This window comes from Chryseobacterium echinoideorum, from assembly GCF_007474535.1.
GTDB classification, from domain to species: domain Bacteria; phylum Bacteroidota; class Bacteroidia; order Flavobacteriales; family Weeksellaceae; genus Chryseobacterium; species Chryseobacterium echinoideorum.
The window spans coordinates 259,226-278,811 of record NZ_VKNW01000005.1 but is presented as its reverse complement, the minus strand read 5'-3'; the positions used below and the strand labels follow the sequence as shown (position 1 = coordinate 278,811).

The window sequence follows — 19,586 nt, the reverse complement described above, 5'->3', positions numbered from 1 at the left end:
TCACTCAAAACCTAAGCATCTTTTTACCGGAAGATGCGGACGTTTTTTCAAATAGTTTTTTTCTTTGTAATAAATGAGGGTGCTGAGAAAAAAGTCAGTCAGACTTCCAGTTTCTCTTCAATTTCATTCGGGTTCTCAAGACAGTACTTCAGCTGGTCTTTATCCAGTTGTTTTTCCCAGTTAGCCACCACTACTGTTGCCACCGAATTTCCGATCACGTTGGTTAAAGCGCGGCATTCACTCATAAATTTATCAATTCCCAAAATCAATGTCATTCCGGCAATGGGAATTTCAGGAACTACCGCAAGAGTTGCCGCCAAAGTCACAAAACCGGCTCCGGTAACACCGGCGGCTCCTTTTGAGCTCAGCATAGCCACCAAAAGAAGCATCAGCTGTTTTTCGATAGAGAGATCAATGTTTAAAGCCTGCGCTATAAAAAGTGAAGCCAAAGTCATATAAATATTGGTTCCGTCGAGATTGAAAGAATATCCGGTAGGAACCACCAAGCCTACAATGGCTCTGGAACAGCCTGCTTTCTCAAGTTTTTCCATAACTCCGGGAAGCGCAGATTCGGAAGAGCTTGTTCCCAAAACGAGAAGCAATTCTTCTTTCAGGTAATACATCAGCTTAAAAATATTAAAACCATTGTACCACGCCACTGCCCCTAATACCAAAACAACAAATAAAATTGAGGTAATGTAAAATGTTCCGACAAGAAAAATTAAATTGAGAACAGAGGCTAAACCATATTTGCCTATGGTGAAGGCCATTGCTCCGAAAGCTCCGATGGGAGCCAGTTTCATGAGCATATGAACGATCTTGAAAACGGGAGCGGCAAGAGACTGTAGCAAGTCTGTAATTTTTCCGCTCTTTTCTTTGGTTAAAACCAAAGCAACCCCCATCAGAATAGCGACCAGAAGAACCTGCAGAATGTTATCCCCGATCAGCGGGCTGAATAATGTTTCAGGAATAATATTCATCACAAAACCGGTAAGGGTAGTATCGTGTGCTTTTTGCTGGTATTGCGAAATATCTCCTGATAAACCTGCAGGATCAATGTTCAGACCAGAACCCGGCTGGATGAGGTTCCCGACAATTAAGCCGATAATCAGAGCCAGAGTGGAGAAAGTGAAAAAATAGATCATTGCTTTTATGGCAATTCTACCTACTTTTTTCAGATCGGTCATGTGGGCAATCCCCAAAGTCAGGGTAATGAAAATCACCGGTGCGATAATCATTTTTACAAGTTTAATAAAGCCGTCACCGAGCGGTTTCATTTTCTCTCCGAGTTCAGGGTAAAATTTCCCTAATAAAATTCCTAACGTAATGGCAATAATTACCTGAAAATAGAGCTGCTGATAAAGTTTTTTTGTTTTCAAAAACGTATTTATTTAAAAATAATCCTGAAATGTAATCAATTTTACAATATTTATTGATATTAAATTATAATTCTGAAGCAGAAGATCAGCTAATATAAAAGCTCATTCGGACTTTAAACTGCTGAAAACAAAATAAATAAACGGCTTACCTTTCTTTAAATTCAAATAATAATCAAATTTTGCTGTTAATTCGTCATTTTGTTTTCTTATCGCAGTCAAAATTTTTACTTTTGCTTTTCATCAACTAATAATAAATAAAAATGGAGTCCTTCACGGAAAAAATACTTATTACAGGAGCTTTAGGGCAAATCGGAACTGAGCTTACCAACAGACTTGTAGAAATGCATGGGGCAGAGAATGTGGTTGCTTCAGGTTTAGACAGATATCAGCAGGGTATTACCTCAGCAGGATATTATGAAAGAATGGATGTCACCAATACTCAGCTGGTAAGACAGGTTATTAAGGATTACGAAATTACCACGGTTTATCATTTGGCTTCTCTATTATCCGGAACTTCAGAAAAACAGCCGATTTTTGCATGGAAGCTTAATCTGGAGCCTCTGCTGCAATTTTGTGAAATGGCAAAAGAAGGACTCATCAAAAAAATATTCTGGCCGAGTTCTATTGCTGTTTTCGGGAAAGGAATTCCTAAGGAAAACGTAGGGCAGGATGTAGTGCTGAATCCTACCACGGTGTACGGAATTTCTAAAATGGCAGGAGAGAAATGGTGCGAATATTACTTTGATAAGCATGGAGTAGATGTAAGAAGTATCCGATATCCTGGGCTTATTTCGTGGAAAACTCCTGCAGGTGGAGGAACTACAGATTATGCTGTTGAGATTTTTTATGAAGCCATTGAAAAAGGAAAATATACAAGTTTTATTTCCGAAAATACAGGAATGCCCATGCTGTATATGGACGATGCCATCAATGCTACTTTAAAGCTAATGGAAGCTCCGAAAGAAAACGTAACGGTTCGCTCTTCTTATAATCTTGGCGGGATGTCTTTTACCCCTAAAGAATTGGCACAAGAGATCAAAAAAGAAATTCCTGAGTTTGAAATTGATTATCAACCGGATTTCAGACAGGCAATTGCGGATTCCTGGCCGGCTTCCATTGATGATTCGGTAGCAAAGAAAGATTGGGGACTGTCTTATGATTTCGGAATTGCTGAAATGACAAAAGATATGATTAAAAACCTTAAGGTTAAATTAAATAAAAACTAATATTTCTGATACAATCCCTGCATGATATTACTTACTTTCAACATCATTACCATTGAAGCGGAAGCTAAAAAAGGTTTTGAAATTTCTGATGAAGAAAGAGTAAAAATCACAGAAAGCAATGTCAGAGCAATTCTCAGAATATTAGATCTTCATGATCTTAAAGCGAGCTTTTTTATAGAAATTTCTATTGCTGAAAAGCTGCAGCAACTTTTAAAGGCAATTTCGGTTCATGGGCACGAAGTTGCTTTTTATTATCAGCATGGCTCACTGGAATATGTAGAGGAAATTAAAAAAAACACTCAGGATTTTCTTGAAAAAAGCATCCGCGGAATCCGTTATAAAAATACAGGTTTTTCTTTGGATGAACTGAAGCTTTGCGGGTTCAATTATGTTTCCAGGATTGATCATGCGGATATACTTTTCCCTTTCAAAAGACTCAAAATATCTCCGGAAATTACTGAAGAAAATGGCTTAAGCATTATTCCCGAAAGTGTTTCTCCTTACAGTCAGCTTCCTTACAATGATTTTGTGTTTCAGGCTTTGCCAATGCAGTATTATCAGAATATGGTGTATGAAACACTGAAAAAAGATGATTTTGTTTTGATTTATTTAGACTCATGGCAGTTTACAGATGTAGAAAAATTTCATTTTAAAATACCTTTTTACAGAGCATGGAATACGGGGAAAAAAATGGAAGACAAACTTGAATCTTTTCTCAGCTGGATTAATGAAAAAGAATTAGCCACCTCCAGAATTAAAGATTATATTTTTTAAACAGTAAATTAAAGTCAAGCCAAATGAGAAAATATTTGTTAGCAATTGCCACTTTTCCTTCTATTCTTTTTGCGCAGGAAATCCCTAAATTTTCAGATGAAATGGCTGTAAAGCTTGCTGAAAAACCGCTTCATTGTATCAATCAGGAATATCCCAACAAAACGGCACATATTATCAACAATGAAAATGAGGTTGCTCTAAGTCCAAAAGATCTTCACCCCAGTTTTTACGGGTGTTTTGATTGGCATAGCTCTGTTCATGGTCACTGGATGTTGGTAAGGCTCCTTAAAACAAAACCAAACCTTTCGGTAGCAAAAAATATTGAGCAAATTCTGGATCATTCATTTAAAAAAGAAAATCTGCAGACCGAAGCAGATTATTTTACTAAATATCAGCTTACCGGAACTTTTGAAAGAACTTACGGCTGGGCCTGGCTTTTAAAGCTAGATGAAGAACTCACCACTTGGAATCATCCTAAAGCCAAAATATGGCATCAGAACCTAAAACCATTAACCGATAAAATTTTAAATTCCTGGAAAACTTATCTTCCCAAACAAACTTATCCTAACAGAACCGGAGTACATCCCAATACCGCTTTTGCAATGGCATTTGCGATAGACTGGGCAAGGGCAAACAAAGATTCGGAATTTGAAAAGCAGCTTACTGAAAAAGCAAAATATTTTTATCTGAAAGATGAAAAAACACCGGCATATCTGGAACCCGATGGTTCAGATTTTTTTTCTCCGAGTCTGGAAATTGCCGATTTGATGAGAAGAGTGCTTCCTCAAAAAAAATTTGTGCAGTGGCTGAATAAGTTTTATGATAAAAGGAATCTCGAAAATATTGAAAAAATTCCCGTTGTAAGTGATTTGAGCGATTATCAGACTGTTCACTTGGTGGGTTTGTCGTTTTCAAAAGCATGGTGTATGAAAGGCATTGCGAAGAGTCTCCCTCAAAATCATCCTCTGAAAAAAGATTTTTTGAAAACAGCCAATGTATTCCTTAATAACGGGTTGCCTTTACTTTTTCAGGGGAATTATGGTGGCGATCATTGGTTGGCGAGTTTTGCCGTTTATGCATTGGAGGATTGATGAAGATTTAGTGCATCAGATTTTTCAATTTTGATGACAGATTCATTTTCGTTGTTGGGACTTTTAAAATCAGCAAAATTTCTTATTTTTAAGAATTAAAGATGATTTTATGAAGTTAATACAGCTTGCCAAAGAACTCAATGTTTCCCCCGAAGCTATTAAACGTTTTATTCAGGATTTTGATCTGGTTCTCTCAGATTGTATCGCGACCAATTTTGAAGTAAAGGAAGATTTTGAAAAGTTTGCGCGGGAAAATGTTGGTTTTCTAAGGCAGTATGAGAAAGATTTAGATAAAAATAAAACCATTGATCAGATTGCGGAAAAGATCAATCAGCCCAAAGAAAGGATAGAAAAAGCAATAAAGGAAAAAAATATTTTTGATAATGGCTTTTACCGTTCTTCAATTTCAAGTTATGGAATTGATAATAAATTGGGCGGAAACTACAAATTCGTATATGATTATTTCGGAGATAAAACCAGTCTGCAACAACGTGATTTTATTGGTTACAGGGATTTGTTTTTTTATATTTCAGCAGTTCTGGAGCCTTTTCTCAATCCTCAGCAAACTAAAGACTGGGGCATTAATAAACCCGCAGGAATCATTTTATATGGGCCTCCCGGAAGCGGGAAGATTTTCTGGGCAAATAAAATTGCTGAGATCATCAATTATCAATTCAAAGAAGTCAAAAAATATTATCTGGGAACTTCTTTTGTGAATGGTAACCAGACCAATTTCAACGATTTTCTTTTAACAATGATGAAGGATGACCGCGTTTTGCTGTTTCTTGAAGATTTTGATGAAATAATGATGCAGAGAAAAGCTGAAAATGATATAGCTTATGCCAATCTTGAAACCCAGGAAATGGTTCTGCACCATATTTCTAAGTTTGAAAGTGAAAATCTGCTCATGGTAGGTTCTGCAAACTCTGTTGCAGAAATTGATGAGGAGATACTTGCTCCCGGAAGATTTGACGTGATGATTCCTGTTTTTCCGCCTAATGCGGCTGAAAGAGCAGAAATTATTTTGTTTCAAATCACCAGAAACCTTGATAAAGATTCTTTATTATACAAAATACTCAGAAATAATCAGGCAGATAAAATTCCGTTCTGGACTCAGGTTGCTTCCAAGATGAAAGTGTTTAGCAATACGATGCTGATAGATTTTACCCAAAGTCTTAAAAAAAGAATTAAGAATGCTTATCATCGTAGTAGAAATGAAAATCTTATCATTGACGAAATTCTTCTTAATGGCGCTTTGAGAGACGCTGCAGCTAAACTTACTCAGGAATATCTTAGTTTGGTTGCAAGATTTTTAAATGATGTAGTAATCAATAATTTTGATGATTTTCAGAAAAGAGTTCAGGATATAAAAGCAGAGCTTCAGACCTATCAGATAATAGAAGAACCCAGAAGAGCTATTGGTTTTCAAAACAAACAAGAAAAAGAGTAACAAAATTTCCTTCAGTAAAATTATGTTTTTAAGAAAATATATAGTATTTTAAATGATTGATTTTCATCTGTTTATTAGCTTAATAGCTAATGATTGTGTCTAAAAGCTGTTAATTGTATTAACTTTTTATCGCTTTTTTTAACATTTTTTAACACTATGCTCTAAATTACCTGTTTATAGGTATTTATAAAAAAAATTAACTTTTATTTTATATTTTGTTAACGCTTGTTAACATTTAAAATAGGCGGATAAAAAGTTTCCCTATACTTTTGCCTCGTCAAACAAGTAAAAGTTCAAAATGATGAAAAGATTCATTCTCGTAATCATAATGATGATTTCAACCTTCGGTATTTATTCATTCAAATATAATACCGCAGATGCGAAGAAAACAAGTTATGCATCGTACTACCACGATAAGTTTAACGGTAGAAAAACAGCCAGCGGAGATGTTTTTGATAATTCAAAACTTACTGCAGCGCACAGAACGATTCCTTTTGGAACTGAAGTAAAAGTTACCAATCTGAATAATGGGAAAGAGGTGATAGTAATAATTAATGATAGAGGACCTTTCCATTCGTCAAGGGTATTAGATATGTCTAAGGCGGCGTTCGACGAAATCGGGAATATTGATCATGGTACCATCCCGGTTGAATTTGAAATTGTCGATTAATTTATGATTTAAATTAAAAAAATCGGTCTCAATTGCTATTGAGACCGATTTTTATTTTATAGGTATTTTATTACTTATATGAATAATAATTTTTGTATTGTTATTAATCAGTACGTTTTGATATATTTCACATTGAATGATTACGTTTTATCATGTTCTATAAATTTTCATCAATCATCATCTTTGATGGTTTCGATAAAAAAATCACTAACTTTGAGGTTCAATTTTAGAAATGGAAAATTTAGTGCAGGATACAACCGTTCAGAAGCCAAAATGGATCAGAGTAAAACTTCCGACAGGAAAAAATTATCGTGAACTCAGAACTTTGGTTGATAAATATAAATTAAACACTATCTGCCAGAGCGGAAGCTGTCCTAATATGGGAGAATGTTGGGGTGAAGGTACTGCAACATTTATGATTCTTGGGAATATTTGTACCAGAAGCTGTGGATTCTGCGGAGTAAAAACCGGTAAACCTCTTGATGTCAACTGGGATGAGCCGGAAAAGGTAGCAAGATCTATTAAGCTGATGAAAATAAAACACGCGGTATTGACATCTGTTGACCGTGATGACCTGAAAGATATGGGGTCTATACTTTGGGCAGAAACAGTGAATGCTGTAAGAAGAATTTCTCCGGGAACAACCATGGAAACTCTGATTCCTGATTTTCAGGGAATTACAAAACATATAGACAGACTGGTTGATGTGGCTCCGGAAGTGATCTCTCACAATATGGAAACCGTAAAAAGACTGACCAGAGAAGTAAGAATTCAGGCGAAATATGAAAGAAGCCTTGATGTATTAAAATATTTGAAAGAAGCAGGACAAAGACGAACCAAAACCGGAGTAATGCTTGGTTTGGGAGAAACTAAAGATGAGGTTTTTCAAACTATTGAAGACATTAGAAATGCTGAGGTAGATGTTATTACTTTAGGGCAATATCTTCAGCCGACCAAGAAACACTTACCGGTAAAAAAATTCATCACTCCGGAAGAATTTGATGAACTAGGAGATTTTGCAAGAAGTTTAGGATTCAGACACGTAGAAAGTTCACCTTTAGTAAGAAGTTCATATCACGCAGAAAAGCATATTCACTAAAATAATGACAGCTCAGAAAATATTCTAAATATTCTGAGCTGTTTATTTATACTGCTGATGTTTGTACTTCGTTTCCGTTCTGGCACCAAAACAAAGCATTGTAAAGATTTCTTTTTGGGAAAGATTTGAATTCTCCGGGCATTAGCACACTAAAAATTTCCGTAAAATTTTGCACTCCTTCATTGTCTGTGACAATGGCTGCCCGATTCCATCTCGTAAGGTTTTTGATGCCCAATAAAGCGTCCTGAAACCATGCTCCTGCTGTGAAATTACCTAAATCAGTGTCTAAATATAACAAATAGTTGAGCTCATTAAATTGCTCTACCTTTTTCTTCACACGCGGAATTACAATATTTTCAAAATCTTCTTTCGTTATTTCACCTGTAGCACAGAATGCAGCTACGTTTTCCGGAGCATCATTAATAATTGTGATCATAAATTTAATTTTAAATGGTGTATATTAAATTAATTTATCAATAATTAAACCATAATTGTATATTAACCTTATTTAAGGCGTAATTATTGATAAGTCTTTGAAAAATATTTTTTATGAACCTTAAATCTAATGAACCTTTTTGGCTGATAAAAAATGGCTTGGTATCTTCTTATCCATCACTGAAATCAGACGAAATATGTGATGTGCTCATCATTGGCGGGGGAATCACAGGAAGTCTTATTGCGCATCAGATGATAAAAGATGGCTATAATACTATTTTGATTGATAAAAGAGAAGTTTGCAATGGCAGTACTTCTGCAACCACATCTATGTTGCAATATGAAATAGACACTCCTCTTTATGAATTAATAGAAATGATTGGTGAAAAAGCTGCGGTAGATAGCTACAAAGCTTGTTCAAAGGCAATTGATCAATTGGAGAAGCTGACAAAAGAAATCAAATCAAGGTCAGGATTCAAGAGAAAGCAGTCACTTTATTTTGCTTCTAAAAAGAAAGATGAAAAATGGTTGGAAAAAGAATTTGAAGCAAGAAAAAAAGCTGGTTTTGAAGTTTCATGGCTTGGAAACGAAGAGGTAGAAGACCGATTTGGTTTTCAGAATACCTACGGAGCTATTTTATCTAAGCAGGGTGCAAGTATTGATGCTTTTAAATTTGCACATGAGTTGCTTAGGTTTAATGTTAAAAAAGGACTCAAGGTTTTTGATAAAACAGAAATGAAATCGGTGAAATATCTAAGAGATCATAATTTAGCATTAACCACTGAAGGCTTTAATATCAAAGCAAAAAAAATCATTTATTGCGTAGGGTATGAAAGCAGTACTATGATCAAAGAACATTTTGTTGATCTGAAAGTTACATACGCTGTTGTCTCTGAAATAGATCAGAATCAATTTAAAAATATGGAAAACACTTTGGTATGGAATACGGATGATCCTTATATGTATATGCGCTCCACAGATGATCACCGGTTGTTGATAGGAGGGGGCGATGAAGATTTTTCTAATCCTGAAAAAAGAGATTCTCTATTAAATAAAAAAGAGAAAGAAATTTTGAGAATATTAAAGAAGATCAAACCAGATTATCCTTTTTATACAGATTTTGTATGGGCAGGAACATTCGGTGAGACAAAAGACGGGCTTCCTTACATTGGAACTCACGAGAATTTTAAAAATTCTTATTTTGTACTGGGTTTTGGCGGAAACGGAATTACCTTTTCGGTGACCGGAATGGAAATGGTTTCGACATATCTAAAGAATAAAAAACATCCACTTACAGAATATTTCAAATTTGGAAGATAACTTTACTTTATAAAAAAAATGTTTCATGGTTTGGCAAAGCCAAACCATGAAACTTATAACAGATTCAAGATTTTTCAATTACAAAGCTAAAAACTGTACCCGTTTTTCTTCGCAATTTCAGTAATAGATTGTTCAATTGCTTTTCCCAGATCATCAGCATTAGAGTTTCCCCTTTTCTTCATTTCATCATCTATGAATTGCTGTCTTTTTTTAGCTAAAATCTCAATCTCTTTTTGAATTTTTTCTCGTTCTGAAGCTTTTTGAGCAACAATTTTTGTAATTTCATCTTTAGTTTTACCTTTCAATTCAGAAGGCAGTTCCTCTTCTTTTATGGATGAAATGTAGGTTTTGTCTTTTTCAACTTTATCCACCAGATCCCAATGGTCATTTTTGTAGGCATTTTTTTTAGATTTGCTTACAGCTCTTTCTACGGCATTTGATGAGGAGAGAGATTCAGCATTTACGTCCTGCAAAGCTTGTTTGTTTTTCATTTCATAGCCACGATTTCCATAAGAAATATAAGTGTCGTTTAGCTGAGAGTTATATTGTGAGATTTTTATATCATAAGGTGTTTCAATATAAATAACCTTCTGATTGCTGTCGATATTGAAATATCTACCGTTTCCCAGATTTGCTCCGTTTTGCCAGAAACTTCTAATCCCTTCTTCTCTGTTTCCGCAAAAAATAGTATTGGTATAGATATTCTTATTTTTAGCAACCGTAATAACGTCTTTGTAATTGATATTTCCCTGATCGAAAGGTTCATTTCCTGCAATATAAATGAGTTTCATACTTTTTTCATTTCCATCCCATTTGAGATTATTGGATGCATCTCGAATAGCTGCTCCGCAATATTCGCTTCCGCCGTTGGTTCTCAATGCGAAAAGCTTTTCAGACACGAGATCCAGATCCTGCGTAAGTGGGGTGACCTGTCTTATGTAGTTTTCGTCCTGCAACCCGTCATTTCCGTATTCATAAAGAGAAATTTCGACCTGTGGTGCTTTTCCGTTATATTTTAAAGTTGTTAAAGTGTTGACAATGTTCCAGAGTCTTGATTTTGCCTGATCAATTAATCCATCCATACTGTTGGAGGTATCCAGAAGCAAAGCTACCTGAATTTTATTGTCTTTCGAAACTTCACTTTGCTGGTAACCTGCAATTCTACTTTCCTTCACTTCTTTCGGATAAGTTTTCTTGCTACATCGGTTGTCGGATACTTTACCTGCATTCAGAAAAGCAAGTGTACCGGCTGTTACTGTTAGAATTTTTAAAATATTCATATCATTTGTTTTTAAAGAATCTCATATTTTGTTTTAATACTGTACTTAAGTTTGATGTTCTCAATGTTGTCAAACGAATAATCAACACTTTGATCAGCGACTTCCAACTGTACATTTGCCATTTTGCTTTTGTAGGCAACAGGAAGAACAGAATCACTCATATAGTCTTCAACTTCTATGATTTCCATAGGATCACCTGTTTTTTTATTGATGCTTACTAAAAGATAATCTGCTTTTTCTTTAGCAGCTTTTAATGCATTTATTTTAACTGTTTTTCTGAAATCTGCAATCTTTGTATTTTTAATTTCAGCAATATTCAGGCTGCTGACCCACTTCTGGTTAAGCTCTTCCAATAGTTTGCTTACATTAGTTTTAGCATTTGCTTTAAACTGAAAACTTTTGGTGAATTTTGTTGTTTTTGAATATAAATTCTGATACATCGACTTAAACTTGATGTCTTCATTTTTTACACCGTTGCTTTTCAGGGTTTCAAATAAAAGTTTTTCATTGTCTGCCAATTGATTTTTGTTGTCGGCTTTTATTCCGATATTAAAAATAATTTCATCCGGTTCCACTTCCATTTCTGCAACTCCTGTTACTTCGATGAAGTTTTTCTTTATTTCCTGTGCATTCATCAGACTTGCTGTTGCGAAAATTCCTGCTAATAAAAGATGTTTCAGTTTCATAATATTTATTATTTAAATTTCTAAAGTAAAATTACCACGAATGAACGCTGAAATTTTGAAAACTTGGTGAACGGATGTTTTCACTTGGTGAATCTCACAAACAAAAAAAGACAACTCGTGAGAATTGTCTTTTATATCGAATAATTAATAGTTGTTAAGGAATTACGCCTATTTAAAATATGTAAAAAGGCTGTTTTATGGATTGGTAGAAAAAATTGAACCATTGGCAATCATTGCTCTTCTGTTCATTTTAAGAATATCTCTTACCCATTCTGCAAAATCTTCCGGCTGAAGTACTTTTTCAGGATTTCCATCGGTAAGACCTCCCTGAATCGACATATCTGAAGCAATAGTACTTGGCGTTAAGGTGATGACTCTTATGTTCTGTTTTCTCCATTCTGCCATCATTGATTGTGAAAGCGAAATTACGGCAGCTTTGGAAGCTGCATAGGCAGACATATTGGGTCCGCCTTTCAGACCTGCTGTTGATGCAACATTGATAATGTCGCCCTGTCCTTTTTCTTTCATGTAAGGATACACTGTTTTTGCAGCATAATAAACCCCGAAAAGATTGGTCTTTATTACCTGTTCCCAAGTTTCTGTCGGCATTTCTTCAATAGAACCAAAATCACCGATTCCTGCATTATTGATCAGAATATCTACGCCACCCAGCTGTTGAGCTAAAGTTTCTAATCCTGCTTTTACCTGAATTTCGTTATCCATACTGAAAATTGCATAATGTGCATTAACACCCAGTTTCTGGATCTCATCCACCGTCATTTTCAGATTTTCTTCATTCCTTCCGGTAATTCCTATGTTTACTCCTTCATTGGCAAGGATCAAAGCAACTGCTTTCCCTAAACCTCTTCCACCTCCTGTAATGATGGCATTTTTACCCTGTATTTTCATTAATAATAATTTTACGGTGCAAATTTACGCAAGAATAATTTTAATTATGTTAAATGAAAAAAACAATTTATCAATTGAGCTGAATAGTATTTTCAATGATTAGTTTCTAATCCACTTCCAGAGTTCTTTCAATGTTGCTTTATTTCCGTACATTAAAATCCCGACACGGTAAATCTTACCGGCAAGGAAAATCATAAAAATGGTGGTTCCCAGAAGAAGGGCAATAGAAAGTGCAATTTCCCAAGCAGGAACCCCAAATGGAATTCTTGCAATCATCGCAACAGGAGAAGTAAACGGAATGATAGACATCCAGAACCCTACAGGTCCGTCGGGATTGTTCAGAATAGAAAAACTTCCATACATTCCTAAAGTTAGGGGTAAAATTGCAAATAAAGTAAACTGTTGTGTTTCAGTTTCATTATCTACAGCCGAGCCAATTGCGGCATATACAGAGCTGTAAAAAATATATCCTAAAAGAAAATAAATGATAAAAACGAAAATTATCAACGGAAAGTTCAATTCCAACAGGCTATGGGAAACCTGTGTGGCAATTTGAGGAATATCAAGTTTGCTGAGAGCTGTTTCATCTCCGCCGGGAATATTTTTTTGTATAGAATTAAAACCTGTATTTAAAATAAGCGCACCAATTACAGACATTGAGATCCATACGAGAAATTGGGTAAGAGCAACCATAGTGACTCCCAAGATTTTCCCCATCATGAGTTCAAAAGGCTTTACCGATGAGATGATAATTTCTACCACACGGTTGTTTTTTTCTTCTAAAACGCTTCGCATAACACGTACACCGTAGATGATGATAAACATAAATGTAACATACATTAGAATCATGCTCAGTCCACTTTTGATTCCGACTGCAAGATCAGAATCTTCTTTGTTATTTTCAGAAACATTAATGGTTTTCAGGCTGAAACTCTTATCAAGATTTTTAAGCTGGCTTTCCTGTATTCCCAGCTGTTTTATTTTCTCTTTTTTGATGACATCGGTAATATCTGAAACAATTCGCTGCTTCGTATCAAAACCAATTTTTGTATTGATAACAAGGCGAGTATTTTTTTCAAGATCATCAAAGCTATTGCTCGTTAAAGGAGGTAAAACCAAAATTCCGTCAAGGTTTTTGTTACCTTTTAAAGTTTTAATTTTTGATTGTTCTTCTTGTGAAGAGATAAATTCATAGTTGATTTTATCGTCAGATTTCAATTGGTTTTTAAAAAGCCCACTGTTATCTACCACCTGAATTGCCACATGAGATTCATTGGCTTTAAACATCATCCCAATGACTGCTCCAAAAGCAATAATCATCAAAGGAGCCAAAAGGGTAAGTATAATAAAAGATTTTTTCTTAACCTGAGTAAGAAATTCTCTTTTGGTAATTAAAAAGATATTATTCATAAATAAGAATGATTGCTTACTGCATTAATAAATACTTCGTTCATGCTTGGGATTTTCTCGTCAAAGGATCTTACTTTACCCACATTGATGAGGTCTGATAAAATAAGATTCTGATCATTTTCATTCTTTAGATCAAATGAAATAAGCTGGTTTTCGTTGGTAATATTAAAGATACCGTATTTATCTTTGAAATAATCAAACTGTTGCTCGTTCACATCAGATAAGATCACTCCGAAAATATTTTTTTTAAATTTTTCGCGAACGTCAAAAACTCTTCCGTCAATAATTTTTTTAGAATTGTTGATTAGTGCTACATAATCACACATTTCCTCTACACTTTCCATTCTGTGTGTAGAAAGAATGATAGTGGTGCCGTTGTTTTTTAGTTCAATAATCTGGTCTTTTATCAGATTTGCATTTACAGGGTCAAAACCTGAAAAAGGCTCATCCAGAATCAAAAGACGGGGTCTGTGAAGAACTGTGACTACAAATTGTATTTTTTGAGCCATACCTTTCGAAAGTTCAGATAGCTTTTTTTTCCACCATTGATCAATGTTGAGTCTTTCAAACCATTTTTTAGCTTCATTCAAGGCATCATTTTTTTTCATTCCTTTCAGTTCACCGAAATATAGAATCTGGTCTCCGACACTCATGTTTTTGTAAAGACCTCTTTCTTCAGGCATATAGCCGATGTCTTTGATGTGGTCAGGATTTAGTTTTTGTCCGTTGATAGATACTTCTCCGGAATCTGCTTGCGTAATCTGATTAATGATTCTTATGAAAGACGTTTTTCCCGCTCCGTTGGGTCCTAGAAGTCCATAAATGCTCCCGTTTGGAACGTGGATGCTAAAATCATCCAAAGCAGTTTTCTTTCCTGCATTGTATGTTTTAGTAATGTGTTCAGCTTTTAACATGCAATTGTTTTTACAATTAGTTTAAAAATATTCCGAAAGTTACGGAATAATTAAAATAAATATTGCCAAAAGAAAAAATCCTGATGATTATCAGGATTTAAGTTTTATTGTTTAACTATTTGAGTAACCTTTTGGGTATTATCGCTCAGAATATATCTGATGAGATATTTCCCAGGCTTCAGTCTTTGGATATTAATCTCTGCACTATTGCTGTTGACATTGTAACTTGCAACCTGCGTTCCCAAAATAGAGTAGAAGCTCACATTTTTAATTTTTAAAGAAGAATCTTTGGCTTTCACCATCAGAAAATCTTTTGCCGGATTAGGATATGCGGTTAACACCCCATCATCAGACTTTTGAGAAAACGACGAAGGTTCTCTTGTTTGAGCTTTTGCACCGTCAGAAAAAGCGACAGAAGCGGTGATTAATATAATTAAAAGTAAAAATTTTCTCATCAATGAATAATTTGCTTACATATTACTAACAAAAATAATATATTCTACAATACAATGCAACAGTTTTTTGCTCAAGTTGTATTAAATTTGCAATAAATTATTCAAAAAGTATTCCAAAAATGATATATTCTAGAAACAGAAGGTTGAGAGTAAGCGATTCTATGAGAGGATTGGTGAGAGAATGCAGTCTTTCTGTCAATGATTTTGTAATGCCGGTTTTTGTGATGGAAGGTGAAAATAAACAAGAAGCCATTTCGTCAATGCCGGGAATTTTCAGAAGAAGTATTGATCTGACCGTGAAAGAATGCAAAGAGCTGTTTTCTTTAGGTGTAAAAGCCGTCAATCTTTATATGAAAGTTTCTGAAAACCTTAAAGACAATACCGGAAAAGAAGCCTGGAATAAAAACGGGCTGATGCAGAATACCATCAAAGCTATTAAAGACGCTGTTCCCGATATGATTGTAATGCCCGATGTTGCTTTAGATCCTTATTCTATTTATGGTCATGACGGAATCATAGAAAACGGAAAAATTGTAAACGATGCTACCAACGATGCCCTGGCAAAAATGGCAGTTTCGCAGGCAGAAGCTGGAGCTGACATTGTAGCACCGAGTGATATGATGGACGGCAGAGTTATGATTATCCGTGAAGCTTTGGAAGAAAGCGGTTTTCAGGATGTTGGCATTTTAAGCTATGCTGCAAAATATGCCAGTTCTTTTTACGGACCTTTCAGAAGTGCTTTAGACAGTGCTCCGAAAGATACTATGGAAATCCCTAAGGATAAAAAAACATATCAGATGGATTTTCACAATTCCCGTGAAGCTCTCAATGAAGTTTTCAAAGATGTGGAAGAGGGAGCAGATATTATCATGATCAAACCAGGACTTCCGTATCTGGATATTGTTTCAAAAGTTCGTGAAGCGATTGACTTGCCTATTGCGGTTTATAACGTAAGCGGAGAATATGCCATGCTAAAGGCGGCTGCCCAAAATGGCTGGCTTGATAATGATAAGGCAATTATTGAAAGTTTAACATGCTTTAAAAGAGCTGGAGCTGATATGATTTTTACATACGCTGCAAAGGAAGCAGCAATGATTTTAAATCAGTAATCATTAAAACATTAAAATCCCTGGTTTTTTTCTAGGGATTTAATTTGCTATCATTTACGACAAAAGAACTTCATGGAACAAATTATAAAAATACTTCAATCAGGCGGCACCATACTTTATCCTACAGATACTATTTGGGGAATTGGATGCGATGCGACAAATGTTGATGCAATCAATAAGATTTTTGATATAAAAAAAAGGGAAAGAAATAAATCAATGATCATTCTGGTAGAATCAGAAAAACGATTGCAGAACTTGGTAGATGTTCCGGAAATGGCTTGGGAAATTATTGATCTGAGTGAAAAACCCGTGACCATCGTTTACGAAAATCCGAAAGGCTTGCCCGAAGAACTTCTGGCAGAAGACGGAAGCATTGGAATTCGTCTCGTAAAAAATGATTTCTGTAAAAAACTGATTTCCAGGCTCAACAAACCTTTGGTTTCTACTTCTGCGAATTTCAGCGGAGATAAAAGTCCTTTGAAATTTTCTGATATTTCTCCCGAAATGATTGGGATGGTAGATTATGCCGTAGAAGAAGACAGAGAAAAAGTTTCAAAATATTCAGGATCATCTGTTATAAAAATCTGGAATGATAACCGCATCAAAGTTTTAAGGGAATAATCAATTTGTTACGGAAATTTTCACGATTCAATAGTTAGCTGTCTTTTGTGGTTTTTGCCTCAAATGGTTATCTTTGCCACTCTACAGCCATTATGAAACTTGAATAAAAAACTATTGTTTGATTTCTTAATGGTTCATATTTAGACAAATCTTTCAAAATAAGATAATTTGAAGTCTATGTCTTCAATCAAAAATTTAACATCCAAAAAAAATGTTCATCAATCTTGCTCAAAATAAAAATCTTACCCTTTTTAAGCTCATTTCTCAAGCTGCATCACGAAACAATCAATCGGTTTATATTGTCGGAGGATATGTTCGTGATCTGCTTATGAAAAGAAAAGCTTCTACCGATATTGATTTTGTGACCGAGCAGAGCGGAATTGCACTTGCCCAAAATGTAGGAAAAGAAATTGATCCTAAAATGAAGGTTTCTGTTTTTAAAACCTACGGAACAGCCATGATCCGTTATAAAGATTTGGAACTTGAATTTGTGGGTGCAAGGAAAGAAAGTTATACTGAAAACAGCCGTAAACCAGAAGTGGAAGGAGGCACTATTGAGGATGACCAGAAAAGGCGTGATTTTACAATCAACGCAATGGCAATTTCCCTTAATCAGGATAATTTTGGAGAATTGATTGATCCTTTTAATGGAATGGAAGATTTGGAAAAAGGAATTTTGAAAACACCGCTTGAACCAGAACAGACGTATTCGGATGATCCGCTCAGAATGATGAGGGCAATTCGGTTTGCATCAACTTTGGATTTTCAGATTGAAGAAAATTCCTTGAATGCGATCAAAAAGGAAGCAGAAAGAATCAAAATTGTTTCTACGGAAAGAATTATGGTTGAATTTAATAAAATTATGCTTTCCGGAAAACCTTCAGTCGGACTCAAACTGATGGCAGAAGTAGGTTTAATGAAACTTATTATTCCTGAGCTGATTGATTTGAAAGGGGTGGAAGAAGTAGAAGGACAAACCCATAAAGACAATTTTTATCACACTCTGGAAGTCGTAGATAATATTTCTGAAAATACCGATAATCTGTGGCTTCGATGGTCTGCCTTGCTGCACGACATAGGAAAAGCTCCTACCAAAAAGTTTGTGGAAGGAACAGGTTGGACTTTTCACGGACACGAGTTTTTAGGTTCGAAAATGGTGAAACATCTTTTCCAGCGGTTAAAGTTGCCATTGGGAAGTGATATGAAGTATGTTCAGAAAATGGTTAAGCTTTCATCAAGACCCATCGCTTTGATTACTGATGATGCCTCAGATTCTGCATTGAGAAGACTGCTTTTTGATGCGGGTGAAGATATAGAAGATCTTTTTACGCTTTGCAAAGCTGATATTACCACCAAAAACTCCAGAAAGCAGGAAAAATTTAAAAAGAATTTTGAATACGTTGCAGTAAAAATAAAAGAGGTGGAAGAAAAAGATCAGGTAAGGAATTTTCAGCCGCCTATTTCAGGAGAAGAAATTATGACGATGTTTAATTTACAGCCGGGTCGTGAAATAGGTATTTTAAAAGAAAAAGTAAAGGAAGCTATTCTGGAAGGTGAAATTGCCAATGACAGCGAAGAAGCTAAGAACTTTGTGATTTCAGAGGCCGAAAAGCTCGGGTTGAAGGTGGTTTAAATTTTTAATGATAAAATAATATAACTTCGGCGGCATCTTTGATGCCGCCGAAGTTTATTAAAAGTGATTGGTAACTAGTTAGAGTAAACTCCGTTTGCACCCATTCCTACAGTAAATTTCTTGATCAAAGTTCCTGAAGTTGTATAGACACTCATTTCACTTACCTGAGAAAATCCTTTTACATCAGACGTGAAAATTCTTCCATCCATAACATTGAAGCCGTACAAAGTGTAATATTGTCCGCCATCAACTGCTGTGATAATTGGAGCAGTAGGAGCAGCTGTCGCATTCATATTCATAGAATAGATTTTGTTTGCTGAACTGAAGAAAAATTTTCCACTTTCAATCTGCAGATTGGTTGCGTTGGGAATGTTTAACGTAATATTCTTTGTAATACTTCCTGCAGGAGAAATTTCATAAAGAAATGAGCTGGCAGCTCCTTCTGCAATTACATATACATTGTTGTTGTAAGCAATTGTTTTATTGATATTTCCATTAGGTACAGAGATAGGTGTGCCGTCAATTTCATTGGTTGTAGTATTTATTTTAGTAAGGGTATTCCCAAAACCATAAGTAGCATTTTGCACAAAAATACTTCCACCTGCTGATACAACTCTTTCTGCGGTATCAGAGAACGGAATTTTTTTCACTAAGGAAAAATCGGAAGTTTTATAAACACTTACATATTTCGCTCCCATATACTGGTCATTAGAAACATACAGCATATTATTGGCAATTGCCATATAACGAGGCTGGTTGATCTCATTTGTAATAGTTCCAATTTTTTTGAATGTATAACGGTTAACTACCTGAATTTTGTTGGAATTATTTAATAATAAAAATGCTTTGTCTCCGCTGATTACCATCGTCTGAAGAACATCACCTAGATTTTCATTATTATTGTTGGCTTTGTATAAATCGTTTTGCAGCACATTAAGATCCTTCGTAATAAAGCTTACTTCTGCATTGGGCTGTCCGAAATTTCCTTCATTGGTAATGAAATATCCGTTTTCGTAAGTAGCTTCAGGAATAATTTCCTCATATTCTGAAGTACATGAAAGTGAAAATAGCAATACAAATCCGAAAATAATTTGTAGTAATCTGTTGAATTTCATAAGTATATAT

Annotated in this window: 19 protein-coding genes; 10 read left to right on the top strand and 9 right to left on the bottom strand. The window is 35.1% G+C overall.

The genetic code is table 11. From position 1 onward, the window contains the following. Positions 1 to 98 precede the first annotated feature (98 nt). A complete protein-coding gene (locus FOL89_RS08710; protein WP_144282434.1) occupies positions 99 to 1,379 on the bottom strand; it encodes a dicarboxylate/amino acid:cation symporter in 1,281 nt (426 codons plus the stop codon). A gap of 260 nt (positions 1,380 to 1,639) precedes the next feature. On the opposite strand from FOL89_RS08710, the gene FOL89_RS08705 reads away from it, so the two are divergent. The 6 genes from FOL89_RS08705 to lipA all read left to right on the top strand — a co-directional run bounded on the left by FOL89_RS08705 (position 1,640) and on the right by lipA (position 7,689). Beyond that, the gene (locus FOL89_RS08705) at positions 1,640 to 2,605 is read left to right on the top strand and encodes an NAD-dependent epimerase/dehydratase family protein (RefSeq protein WP_144282433.1); all 966 of its coding nucleotides are present in this window, start codon (positions 1,640 to 1,642) and stop codon (positions 2,603 to 2,605) included. Positions 2,606 to 2,626: 21 nt separating this feature from the next. Next, entirely contained in the window at positions 2,627 to 3,379 is a 753-nt protein-coding gene (locus FOL89_RS08700) for a polysaccharide deacetylase family protein (RefSeq protein WP_144282432.1), read from the top strand. 23 nt (positions 3,380 to 3,402) lie between these two features. Further along, positions 3,403 to 4,470, top strand: coding sequence for a DUF2891 domain-containing protein (locus tag FOL89_RS08695; RefSeq protein ID WP_144282431.1), 1,068 nt, complete (start codon positions 3,403 to 3,405; stop codon positions 4,468 to 4,470). Positions 4,471 to 4,579: 109 nt separating this feature from the next. Next, positions 4,580 to 5,920 carry an AAA family ATPase gene (locus FOL89_RS08690; RefSeq protein ID WP_144282430.1) on the top strand — a complete coding sequence of 447 codons (1,341 nt, stop codon included), beginning with the start codon at positions 4,580 to 4,582 and terminating at the stop codon, positions 5,918 to 5,920. Positions 5,921 to 6,218: 298 nt separating this feature from the next. Continuing rightward, positions 6,219 to 6,590: a septal ring lytic transglycosylase RlpA family protein gene (locus FOL89_RS08685; protein ID WP_144282429.1), complete on the top strand. Its 372-nt coding sequence runs from the start codon at positions 6,219 to 6,221 to the stop codon at positions 6,588 to 6,590. A 232-nt stretch (positions 6,591 to 6,822) separates the two neighbouring features. After that, positions 6,823 to 7,689: a lipoyl synthase gene (gene lipA / locus FOL89_RS08680; protein WP_144282428.1), complete on the top strand. Its 867-nt coding sequence runs from the start codon at positions 6,823 to 6,825 to the stop codon at positions 7,687 to 7,689. Between the two features lie 46 nt (positions 7,690 to 7,735). Here the strand turns inward: lipA and FOL89_RS08675 are convergent, their stop codons facing one another. After that, positions 7,736 to 8,125 (bottom strand): SpoIIAA family protein, encoded by a 390-nt coding sequence (locus tag FOL89_RS08675; protein ID WP_144282427.1) that lies wholly within the window; start codon positions 8,123 to 8,125, stop codon positions 7,736 to 7,738. 113 nt (positions 8,126 to 8,238) lie between these two features. On the opposite strand from FOL89_RS08675, the gene FOL89_RS08670 reads away from it, so the two are divergent. After that, positions 8,239 to 9,444 carry an NAD(P)/FAD-dependent oxidoreductase gene (locus FOL89_RS08670; RefSeq protein WP_144282426.1) on the top strand — a complete coding sequence of 402 codons (1,206 nt, stop codon included), beginning with the start codon at positions 8,239 to 8,241 and terminating at the stop codon, positions 9,442 to 9,444. A gap of 86 nt (positions 9,445 to 9,530) precedes the next feature. On the opposite strand, the gene FOL89_RS08665 is transcribed toward FOL89_RS08670, so the two are convergent. The 6 genes from FOL89_RS08665 to FOL89_RS08640 form a co-directional block, all read right to left on the bottom strand. Then, positions 9,531 to 10,724, bottom strand: coding sequence for a hypothetical protein (locus FOL89_RS08665; protein WP_144282425.1), 1,194 nt, complete (start codon positions 10,722 to 10,724; stop codon positions 9,531 to 9,533). Positions 10,725 to 10,735: 11 nt separating this feature from the next. Next, on the bottom strand, positions 10,736 to 11,410 hold the full coding sequence (locus tag FOL89_RS08660) for an SIMPL domain-containing protein (RefSeq protein ID WP_144282424.1): 675 nt from the start codon (positions 11,408 to 11,410) through the stop codon (positions 10,736 to 10,738). A 195-nt stretch (positions 11,411 to 11,605) separates the two neighbouring features. Next, positions 11,606 to 12,319: a 3-ketoacyl-ACP reductase gene (locus tag FOL89_RS08655; protein ID WP_144282423.1), complete on the bottom strand. Its 714-nt coding sequence runs from the start codon at positions 12,317 to 12,319 to the stop codon at positions 11,606 to 11,608. A gap of 99 nt (positions 12,320 to 12,418) precedes the next feature. Next, positions 12,419 to 13,729 carry an ABC transporter permease gene (locus tag FOL89_RS08650; RefSeq protein ID WP_144282422.1) on the bottom strand — a complete coding sequence of 437 codons (1,311 nt, stop codon included), beginning with the start codon at positions 13,727 to 13,729 and terminating at the stop codon, positions 12,419 to 12,421. Next, positions 13,726 to 14,643 carry an ABC transporter ATP-binding protein gene (locus FOL89_RS08645; protein WP_144282421.1) on the bottom strand — a complete coding sequence of 306 codons (918 nt, stop codon included), beginning with the start codon at positions 14,641 to 14,643 and terminating at the stop codon, positions 13,726 to 13,728. Before FOL89_RS08645 ends, FOL89_RS08650 begins: the two co-directional genes overlap by 4 nt. A 104-nt stretch (positions 14,644 to 14,747) precedes the next feature. After that, complete coding sequence (locus FOL89_RS08640) at positions 14,748 to 15,098, bottom strand: T9SS type A sorting domain-containing protein (RefSeq protein WP_144282420.1); 351 nt, start codon at positions 15,096 to 15,098, stop codon at positions 14,748 to 14,750. Between the two features lie 119 nt (positions 15,099 to 15,217). On the opposite strand from FOL89_RS08640, the gene hemB reads away from it, so the two are divergent. From hemB to FOL89_RS08625, 3 genes are all read left to right on the top strand, one after another. Further along, entirely contained in the window at positions 15,218 to 16,207 is a 990-nt protein-coding gene (gene hemB / locus FOL89_RS08635) for a porphobilinogen synthase (RefSeq protein ID WP_144282419.1), read from the top strand. A gap of 42 nt (positions 16,208 to 16,249) precedes the next feature. Continuing rightward, positions 16,250 to 16,828, top strand: a complete 579-nt coding sequence (locus FOL89_RS08630) for an L-threonylcarbamoyladenylate synthase (RefSeq protein ID WP_262710805.1) — start codon at positions 16,250 to 16,252, stop codon at positions 16,826 to 16,828. 211 nt (positions 16,829 to 17,039) lie between these two features. Beyond that, the gene (locus FOL89_RS08625) at positions 17,040 to 18,461 is read left to right on the top strand and encodes a CCA tRNA nucleotidyltransferase (protein WP_144282417.1); all 1,422 of its coding nucleotides are present in this window, start codon (positions 17,040 to 17,042) and stop codon (positions 18,459 to 18,461) included. Positions 18,462 to 18,535: 74 nt separating this feature from the next. Here FOL89_RS08625 and FOL89_RS08620 read toward each other — a convergent pair whose 3' ends face one another. Next, complete coding sequence (locus tag FOL89_RS08620) at positions 18,536 to 19,576, bottom strand: YncE family protein (protein WP_144282416.1); 1,041 nt, start codon at positions 19,574 to 19,576, stop codon at positions 18,536 to 18,538. Between the last annotated feature and the right edge of the window lie 10 nt (positions 19,577 to 19,586).